Annotated in this window: 6 protein-coding genes; all 6 read left to right on the forward strand. The window is 70.6% G+C overall.

The genetic code is table 11. The annotated features are described in order from the left end of the window. Positions 1 to 232 precede the first annotated feature (232 nt). A complete protein-coding gene (locus MJ785_RS18440; RefSeq protein WP_239381986.1) occupies positions 233 to 913 on the forward strand; it encodes a Crp/Fnr family transcriptional regulator in 681 nt (226 codons plus the stop codon). 392 nt (positions 914 to 1,305) lie between these two features. Continuing rightward, a complete protein-coding gene (locus MJ785_RS18445) occupies positions 1,306 to 2,115 on the forward strand; it encodes a hypothetical protein (RefSeq protein ID WP_239381988.1) in 810 nt (269 codons plus the stop codon). A gap of 13 nt (positions 2,116 to 2,128) precedes the next feature. Further along, positions 2,129 to 4,513, forward strand: a complete 2,385-nt coding sequence (locus tag MJ785_RS18450) for an ATP-binding protein (protein WP_239381990.1) — start codon at positions 2,129 to 2,131, stop codon at positions 4,511 to 4,513. Beyond that, positions 4,513 to 5,340 (forward strand): hypothetical protein, encoded by an 828-nt coding sequence (locus MJ785_RS18455; RefSeq protein WP_239381992.1) that lies wholly within the window; start codon positions 4,513 to 4,515, stop codon positions 5,338 to 5,340. Before MJ785_RS18450 ends, MJ785_RS18455 begins: the two co-directional genes overlap by 1 nt. Before the next feature lie 158 nt (positions 5,341 to 5,498). Continuing rightward, complete coding sequence (locus MJ785_RS18460; protein WP_239381994.1) at positions 5,499 to 6,734, forward strand: OmpA family protein; 1,236 nt, start codon at positions 5,499 to 5,501, stop codon at positions 6,732 to 6,734. 2 nt (positions 6,735 to 6,736) lie between these two features. Continuing rightward, on the forward strand, positions 6,737 to 8,572 hold a 1,836-nt coding region (locus MJ785_RS18465), incomplete at its 3' end, for a 2'-5' RNA ligase family protein (protein ID WP_239381996.1).

The following is an 8,572-nucleotide window of genomic DNA, read 5'->3' on the forward strand; positions in this document are numbered from 1 at the left end:
GGGCGGGCGGGTACGATCAACAAGCGCCGCGCATGCAGCTACCCGCACGTCGTCCGATCTGCCCGCCACAGCCGGCGCCCCGTCAAGAAACCCGGCCAGCACGGCACCCGCCACACCGCAACCGCCCTTGGCAACGGCGCAGGAGCGGAAAATCATACATTCTGCTGCTGTATTGTTCACTATCAATCAGCTCATACTGCCGCCATCGATCCAGCGATGCTCGGGGGCCGTCGTGTCGTATACCTGGCCGCTCTACACCTTTCTGGGTCGTCTACCTGCGCCCATCGCGGAACAGGCGACGCGGCTGGGCAGCGCCTGCCGGTTCACCACGCAGGAATATCTGCTCCGGGAAGGCGAACGGTCAGACTATGTTTTCCTCTTATTAAGAGGAATCATTAAGGTGATTGGCAGATCCGACGATCGAGACGTCCTGATCTCGTTGCGGGTGGGCGGCGACATCGTCGGCGACCTCGCAGCCCTGAGCGGCCGGCAACGGATCGCCACGGTCATGGCCTGCCACGACGTTGAGACCCGCCGGCTGTCGGCGACGACCTGGCGATCGTTCCTGTGCGACCGGCCCGAGGCCCAGGCCGCTTACACCCAGATGCTCGGCGACCGGCTGTGTGCAGCCACCCGGCGCCAGGTCGACCTCGCGGGCTGTCGTTCGCTGGTCCGAGTGGCCCGCATCCTCGCCGAGCTGTGCCAGCTGTACGGCACGCACACTCCGCTTGGCCTGGAGATCGACGTCGCCCTCACCCAGCCCGAGCTCGCCGCGGCGGCTGCCTGCAGCGAATCAACAGTGCGGACGATTCTCCGCGAACTGCGGGAAGCTCGGGTTCTGTCGACCGAGTACCGACGCCTGGTCATCCTCGATTCAGCGGAACTGAATCGCCTCGCCGATACGGACACGTAGAGCGCCCGAGGACAGGGCGTTCGGCCAGCGAGCGGCTCATCCGTGCCCGGTCCGGCAAGGCAGCGGAGGAAGGCGCCCTGGTACGGGTACCCCGGCTCATCAGCCCCGGTAGAACACCGCTACCGGGGCCTGGGCCGCCTCGCGACGCATCCACCTGGCATCCGACAGCCCCGAAGGACTCCCAGCGCCGACCGCTGAGACTGACACGAGCACCTGAGCCGATGCCTGATGCGCGTCCGCACCGGCGATCGCTGCCCACGGCCCCGGTGACCGCGGACGTCGCCGGCCGGCCGTGTCCGCTACCAGACCCGCCCAATCCGCCAGTTCTGGCGCATCACAACACCCATCTACCCGTTTGCTACATCCATCAGCAACGGTCGGGAAGGAGCTCAATGAACGACCAGGACCTGCTGCCCTACTCCGTCCTCGCCGCCGACATCGCGAACTCGAGCGCGCACATAACGGCCGACCAGCGCCAGCTTCGGGAGGACTTCCGGTTCATCCTCACTGACTGTCTCGCCAGGCTCAGCATCGAGCTGGCGGCGCCCGGCCTACGCGACGACGGGGACGGCGCGCTGGGCTTGGTCCCCGCGTCCGTGCCTCGAGAAAAACTCGTCGCGGACCTGCCGCGCGAATTCGCCATGGGCCTCGCCCGGCGCAACGCCGACCGGCTGGACAGCCACCGGCTGCGCGTCCGGCTCGCCCTGCACCACGGCCAGGCACAGCCGTCCGGCAACGGCTGGGTCAGCTCGGCCATCAACGCCACCGCCGGCATCCTCAACGCGGACGAGGGCCGCCTGCTGCTGCGTCACGTGCCCACGGCCAACCTCGTCCTGCTGCTCTCCCAGGCCATGTACGACGACACCGTGCATGATCAACGGCGTGACCTGCACCCGGCCGACTTCGCCCCGATGCGGATCGGCCCGGGGCAGAAGGGCGCCGGCACCGCCCTGTGGGTCTGTCTGTGGGGAACAACCCGGTCCGCTCCATCACCGGAGGTACTCGCCGCCATCACCCGGGAGACCGGTGCAAAGCCGGACGAGCCGGATCCGGGGAAATCAGGTCCGCATGAACCCGGCCCGGCTCAGCCGGATCCGGCCCGTCCGTCCAGCCCAGGGGGTTCCAGCGCCGGCTTCGTGGTCACCACCGGGGACCGCAACCAGGTGATCATCGGTGACGTCGGCACCCTGAATTCCGGATGACAGCGGGTTCACCATGACGACACCGACGGCCAATGGCACCGGCGGCGACAGCGGAGCAGCTGGCTCGAGCCCAGGCGAGGGCAGCGCGGCCGGCACCACCGGATCCGCGAACGATCCCGGACGGGCGGGCGGCGGCCACGGGGACGGCGAACCACCCCGGCCACCCCGTAATACCCGCGGGGGCAACGATGATCGAGACGACGACGGACACCGCAAGACGGACGGCGCCGATCCAGCCAGCTCATCCGACTCCGACGACGAGTTCGGTTACGACGTCGAGGGCAACCGCCGGCTGCGCGCCGAGGCCGAACGAGGCCATCGCAGCCTGCACGGCACCATCGGCATGGGCGACGGCTCGATCACGGTCGGCGGTGCGGTCGGGACGATCAACATCAACGCCGGGCGACGCGTCGGGCCGCGGGCCCGGGAAGTCGGCGCGGGAACCATCGCGCGGCTACGCACTGTTCTCGTCGAGTTCAGAGCGGGCCTCGGCGTCACCACCAGCCGGCAGGAGCTGGCGGACCAGCTGCGGCACAGCCCGGTCAGGCTACTGGTCGGCCCGGACGGTTCCGGACGCACCAGCCTCGCGCTATGCGCGCTCGCCGACGTGCTGCCGGAGGGCGCTGGCGTCGCCCTGTTCGACCCGGGCACCGATCCGAGCCGACTCACCGCGACCAGCCTGCGCACCGGCTACGGCTACGTCTTCGACGTCACCGCGGCGGCCCGCCGAGACGGGTTCGACCTGCTCGTCGACGAGCTGACCCGGCTGGCGCGCTTCCATCGCGCCTGGTTCGTGCTCACCGTCGACACAACCGCCGGCGCCACGGTACTGATCAGGGGCGACGCGGTGCGGCACGAGATGCCCGAGCGCGCCGACGTACTGAAGATTCTGCTCCACAGGCAGTACGCATGCCGGGAAGATCAAATCAAGGGGCTGCCGCCATCGGTGTTCAGTGCGCTGGACGGCGCGCCCCTGCGACGGGTCGCGCAGATCGCGGCGCTGGTCGCGAGCGCGTTGCGGGACGGCTCTCCGGCTGACGCCTACCTCGATGAGCAGGTCCGTCGGCATACCGCGTACCTGCTCGCCGATCCGCTACGGGGCATTCCCCCCGAGGACCTACCGCGCTCCGCCGAGGCGGTGCGGCTGTTTCGGCGAGCCTTCCTGGTCGCCCTCGCTGTCTGCAACGACATGCCGCTCGATCTCGTCATCCGGGCCGCGAACCGGCTGCGGGACATCCTCACCGACGGCCGGCCGGGTATGCGGGTCGGCACATCGTTCACCGAGCCGACCGCGGCGCTGCTGGAGTGGGTGGAGGCGAGCCCGATCGACCGTGACGGGGACGACACGCCGGCCGGGAACGCCGGCCGGGTCCGGTTCCGCAATCCGGCGATGGCGGGTGCCGTCCTCGACCTCGTCTGGGACGAGCACCATCTCACGCAGACGGCATTGCGGCACTGGCTCACCGAGCTCGCCCTGGTGGGCGCGCACGGCGCCGAACCCGAGGCGGTGCGGGTGCGAGCGGCGCAGGCCGTCGGCCGGTTCGCCACCCACGACTTCGACCTGATCATGGCGGAGCTGGTCGAACCGTGGATCCGCCGCAGCCGGTCGGGCCAGCGCGCCGCGGCCTGGACGGTTGCGGCAATGATCGAATACCCGCTGATCGCCGACCGGGCGTGGGAACAGGTGCGGCGCTGGAGCGGTCAGGGGGACCGGTGGCGGACGACGGCGCTGCTGGTCTACGCCACCGCACCCGGGGCCAGTCGCACCGAGGAGGCCCTCGAGCTGGTCCGCCGCACCGCGGCCGTGCCATTACGGCAGAACCGCCAGCCGCTCGCGTTCGCCATGGAGGTGGTGTACGCGGTGGCGTCCGCCGGCGGGATCGAGCAGGTGTTCGACCTGCTCGATCAATGGGTACAGGAGATCGAGCAGGTACGGGAACGGGCAATACGGCTGCGGCTGCGGTTGCGGGGGTCGTACGAGACGCAGCTGCGGCTACGCCCTCCCACCGTCTTCTACTACGCCGCCGGCTGCCTGCTCTACCTCGCCTCCGACGACGGCCCAGACGACGGCACCCGATGGGCCTTGGACGGGCACGTCGGCACCGACCCGCACCGCCGGGAGATCCATGACGAGCTGTGGCGGCTGCTGCTGACCGCGCCGGTCCTGGCGGCCCTGGGCTGGCCGCTGCTGCGGACGTGGTGCATGGAGGCGGACACCCGGCCGCAGCGGGCCGGCGCCACCGCGGACCTGCTCATCCGCCTCGCCAACCACGGCGAGCTGGTCAAGCGTCTGCGCTTCTACGCGGACCTGTGGTGGGCGGACTGGCGGAACTCCGGCGGCCATCCCGCCGCACAGAATCTGATCAACGACATCTTCGGACCGATGGGAGCCCAGTGATGAGTGCCGAGCCCGACCGGCGAGGGCCGCTGCGGCGACTGCGCGCCTGGATCGGTGGCACGCCCGAGGAGCGCCCCGAGGTGGCATGGATCATCGTCGGCGAGCCGGTCCAGACGCCGAGCAAGGGCGATGCCTACGACTTCGAGGTGACGGTGCGGTGTGCCTGGCACGACGGACAGCGTCCAGTGACAGAGATCCGCAGCCGAGCAGCCGACTACGAGAGCCTCGTCCAGGAGAAGATCGCCGTGGCGACCCGGTGCGTGCTGCGGGCCTACCCGCCGCATCAGGCCGCCGAGGCCGAGACCTGCCTCAACGCCCAGCTGGACGTACTGGCGCGCCAAGGCCTGCCGGAGACGACGCTGGGATGGTCCGCCCGGGCCGAGGTCACTCTGCACACCGACGTGCGGGCACTGCAGCAGCAGGCATGGACCAGAGCGCTGCAGCAGGACGCGCTACACGACTTCTCCCAGCAGCTCGTCGGCAACTACACCGAGATGGCGACGCAGTGGCGGCGGCTGCTGGCGATGCTCGGCATCGACGCGCTCGACGCCGAGCTGCCCCCGGCACCGTACCTGGCGCGCCACCTGCTGCGGCTGGCCGCGCAGCCCGAGCACGCCGCGGACGTCGTCGACCAGCTCGCCGAGCAGCGCGAGGCCAAAGATAACGAGCTGCTGACAACGGTGTTCCAGGCAGTGGACAACGCGAACAACGTCAATCTGCTGGAGTTCGACGTGGCGCACAACTCCGCGTTGGTCCGGCTGATGCAGTGGGCCGGACTACCGGTGGCCGACTGGTCGAGCCCGTCGACGCCGGAGGGCACGCGATGAGTCCCGCCGCAGGTCGGCGCCGCCCGCCCGCCCGCCGGTCGGGACCGCGACCGGCCGTCCGACCGACCCCACGGACAGCGGCCCGAGCCGTCCCGGCGGCGGCAGCTCGACAGGCCGACGGATCGGCGGCCCGGTGGCCGCGCCTGCTGGTCGTGGGAATGGCACTCGCCGTCGGCGCAGGCCTGTTCGTGGCCTGCCGGCCGGGCAGCCAGTCGTCCGAGGTGGACAGCTGCGCCGGGCGTCCGGACACGCCGGACGCCGTCCCAGGCGCCGGGATCACCGCGCTGCTGCTCGACCGCTCCGCCAGCGTCCGGGGCAACGGTGGCCCGTCCTACGCGGCAATGCCGGAACTGGACGCCGCGACCCGCGCGGCGGTGCTGCGTGGCGACACGATCACCATCTCCGGCTTCGACGGCTCAGCTACGACGATGGCCTGGGCCACAGTGGCGACCCCGCGGCTGGCCAACCCCGACCAGCGGACCAGCGCCCAAGTCGCTTCCCTGCGCTGCGCCCGGCAGCTGCTGGCGGACGCGGCCGCGGCACCGGCCCGCGCGGCGGGCAGCGACATCCTTGGCGCGTTGGCGGCAGCAGCCCACCAGAGCGCCACCGCATCCGGCTCCCGCCATGTCGTCGTCGTCTCTGACGGGCTAGTCAACTCCGGCTGCGCGGATCTGCTCGAATCCCCCATCGCCGGGGACGTACAGAAAATCGTCACTGACTGCCGAACGGCCAGGCAGCTGCCCGACCTCACCGGTGCCCAGGTCACCATGTTCGGAATCGGCCATCCGGCGGACGACCAGCCGTCGCCGGCAACCGCCCAGCTCGACTGGCTGACCGCGCTGTGGCGCGGACTATGCGGCGCGGCCACCGCGAACCCGACGTCGTGCGACATCCACAGCGAGGCCACGGCGGCGGCCGGCGGGTCCGTGACCACCGGTCCTGCGGCCCAGACGCCGGGCATGCCGGACGCCGCCGTCACTTTTCCCGCCATCGCCGAGCGACGCGACAGCGGAACGATCATCGTGACGCTGCCCGACCGGATGCTGTTCGACACCGACTCCACCGAGCTGCTGGCAACGGCCCAGGCCGCGCTCACCGACGTGGAGCGGCGGGTGCGCGGAGCGTCCGGAACCGTCACCGAGGTCGACGGGCACACCGACTCACGTGGCACGGACGACCACAACGATCTGCTCTCGCTGGGCCGGGCGCAGCGGGTCGCCGACGCGCTGCGGGCCGACGGGCTCACTGTGGGCAAGGCGGTCGGGCTCGGCAAGAGCCGCCCAAGTCCGGCCTGCGGACCAGAACACCGCACCAACGACAGCGCCGACCCTGCCGCGATGAGCTGCAACCGCCGGGTCGAGATCGTCATCGCGCTCGGCCAGACGAGAGGATGACGGTGAGCCGGCGATTCTCACTCGAACCACGACCGTGGGCGCTGTGCGCCGCATCCCCGCCGTGCCCGGCGCCCGCGGCGCCCGCATGCCGCTGTCTGGCGGACTTCCTGGCCCAGCACGCGGAGGATGATCCGCAGGATACCGCGCACCTGCTCGTGCTCCGAGAGAGCGCCGAGGTGGTGCACTCGGCACGGCCGGGCATCGAGCAGGCGCTGCGGACCCTCATCACAGCGGCCACGGCGACCGACTCCGCCCTGCGTGCCCTGGCCACCTTCGTGCGGCAGGAGCGGATCCTCGCCACTCGCCGGCAGACGGCCCGGGTGCAGGCCCGCTACGCTGACGACGGGCCACACGACCGGCGCCGACAGCTGCGGGTGCCCCGCTTCCTGTCGCTGTCGGCGCTTGCCATGGCCGCGACGCTGGTGGTGGCGCTGTTCGAGGTCTGGTTCCTGGGCCGGTTGTTCCGCTACCTGACCGGAGTCGGCAGCTCGGTTGCCTCCGTCGAGTACTGGCTGTCCTATCTGCCGGGGGTGGGACTGGCCCTGCTGCTGTTCTGGACCGGCCATCTGCTCGCTGAACCGGTCGTCATATGGCGCCGGCGGCGTGCCGGATGGACGGATGCCGAACCGCCCTGGCCGGAATGGCGGGTGCCGGGTGCGCTCGCCGTCGCGGTGCTGGCGTTGATCGGCATGGCCGCCAAAGCCCGCGGCGATTTCCTGACGACGGCGGGACGGTTGTCCAACGAGCTCAGCCAAAACGGCGGTGCCAGCGGCGGGGCATCCGGCCCCTACCTGACCGTGGTGGTCGTCTTCCTCCTGGTGATGCTCAGCGTCAGCCCGATCGTCATGAAGATCGCTATTCACAATCCGGACGCCGACAGCGCCAACGATGCCGCCGCGGAACTCGCCGCGGCCGAGGATGACTACCACCGGCTCCGGCAGGAGGCCGAGAACGCCCTCGCCGTGCAGCAGGACGCTTGGGCGGGCCTGCGCGGGCTGATCTGGTCGACGTACAGCGCTGTCGACGATCTGTGGGTGATGGCGGGGCTGCGATTCTCCGGGCTGCTGCCGCCATCCGGCCAGCTGATCGATCCCGAGCTGCCCGACGGGAAAATGAGCGCAGGCCTGCTCGCGCGCACGCCGCGGACCCCGCCGGCGTTCGGTTATGTGCTGCACGCCGCGCACAACCTCGGCCCGTACTCCCCCGCACCCGCTGTGGATCGGCTGAACAAACTGGTGGCGCTGGCGGACGGCCAGTGGCAAGACCGGATCATTCCATCCTCCGACGATCCCGTGACCGCCGGCTGGCATCGCTTTGCCAGGCTCGACACCCTCGCCACTCACTGGAACCGTCCGGGCTGGGCCCCCGGACGTCGTGCCTACCACTGGGTGCTGACCTTCGAGGACGCCGCCGAGTTGCACGAACTGGCGACACGGTGCCAGGACCGGCTGCAGCTGCCCGGCCTCGACCGCGTGTCCCCCGACGAACTGCGACTCACCCTCGCTCGGCTGGCCTTCGGCGACGAGATCGACGGCCTCGGCGACATCAGCCGTGCTGTTGCCGAGGCCCGTCGGTCGGTCGCGGCCATCGAACCATTCACGCTGATCGTGGGTCCGGCGACCGGCTCCCCGGACTCGGTCGGACTTGCCGTCGTCCCCTGGGAGCCGCTGCTCGCCCTGAATGACCACCTTCTTGACGCGGGGGCCCGCACGGTGAAAGCCATTGGCGAACCTGACGAGTTCCACCCATATATCAATATCGCCTACGTCGGCGAAACGATCGACGCGCGCCCGGTCGTCGAGACCGTCGCGGCCCTGCGGGAGCTGCCCCGGATCCGC

It is taken from the genome of Protofrankia sp. CiT1 (assembly GCF_917627335.1).
Lineage (GTDB): Bacteria > Actinomycetota > Actinomycetes > Frankiales > Frankiaceae > Protofrankia.